The following is a 1,289-nucleotide window of genomic DNA, read 5'->3' on the forward strand; positions in this document are numbered from 1 at the left end:
ACCATGAAGTCGTGGTTGGCCGGATCGTAGGAGATGTTCCCCGAGCCGTCCTGCTTCTCGATCCCGCCGATCCGGTGCTCCAGACCCGGCGTGCCCGGAACCGCCCACGGGCGGGCCAGCGTCTGCGGGTCACGCTTGTAGGGCCAGAACACCTGCGAGCCGTCGTCGAGCGTGTGGTTGGGGCCCTGCGCGAACCGCACCCGCAGGTCGGGCAGCTCCTCGAGGTCCGGGACGCGCCACGGCTCGGAGCCGTTGGCCAGATACCCGTCGGACAGCAGGAACACCGGCGTCCGGTACGTCAGCGCGATCCGCGCCGCCTCCAGCGCGGCGTCGAAGCAGTCCGCCGGGGTGCGCGGCGCGACCACCGGCACCGGCGCCTCACCGTTGCGCCCGAACATCGCCTGCAGCAGGTCCGCCTGCTCCGTCTTGGTCGGCAGACCCGTCGACGGACCACCCCGCTGGATGTCCACGATCAGCAACGGCAGCTCCAAAGAGACCGCAAGACCGATCGTCTCCGACTTCAGCGCCACACCCGGCCCGGACGTCGTCGTGACCGCCAGCGAACCACCGAACGCCGCGCCCAGCGCCGCCCCGATCCCGGCGATCTCATCCTCCGCCTGGAACGTGCGCACCCCGAAGTTCTTGTGCCGGCTCAGCTCGTGCAGGATGTCCGACGCCGGCGTGATCGGATACGACCCCAGATACAACGGCAGATCCGCCTGCCGCGACGCCGCGACCAGCCCGTAGGACAGAGCGAGGTTGCCGGAGATGTTGCGGTACACCCCCGGCGGGAACGCCGTCGCCGCCGGCGCCACCTCGTAGGAGACCGCGAAGTCCTCCGTCGTCTCCCCGAAGTTCCACCCCGCCCGGAACGCGGCGATGTTCGCCGCCGCGATGTCCGGCTTCTTGGCGAACTTCGACTTCAGGAACCTCTCCGTGCCCTCGGTGGGCCGGTGGTACATCCAGCTCAGCAGACCCAGCGCGAACATGTTCTTGCTGCGCTCGGCCTCCTTGCGGCTCAGATCGAACTCCTTCAGCGCCTCCACCGTCAGCGTGGTCAGCGGCACCGGGTGCACGTGGTAGCCGTCCAGCGACCCGTCCTCCAGCGGAGACGTCTCGTAGCCGACCTTCTGCATCGCCCGCCGGGTGAACTCGTCCGTGTTGACGATCACCTCCGCCCCGCGCGGCAGATCACCGATGTTCGCCTTCAAAGCCGCCGGGTTCATCGCCACCAGCACGTTCGGCGCATCCCCGGGCGTGAGGATGTCGTGGTCGGCGAAATGCAGCTG

General features: G+C 69.0%; 1 protein-coding gene. It reads right to left on the reverse strand.

Annotated features, from left to right (window positions below; translation table 11 throughout):
* Positions 1–1,289, reverse strand: a 1,289-nt coding sequence (locus tag ACFY9E_RS40205) for a 2-oxoacid:acceptor oxidoreductase family protein (protein WP_390993614.1), incomplete at both ends; no start/stop codon positions are given.

It is taken from the genome of Streptomyces sp. NPDC012466 (genome assembly GCF_042955215.1).
Taxonomy (GTDB): Bacteria; Actinomycetota; Actinomycetes; order Streptomycetales; family Streptomycetaceae; genus Streptomyces.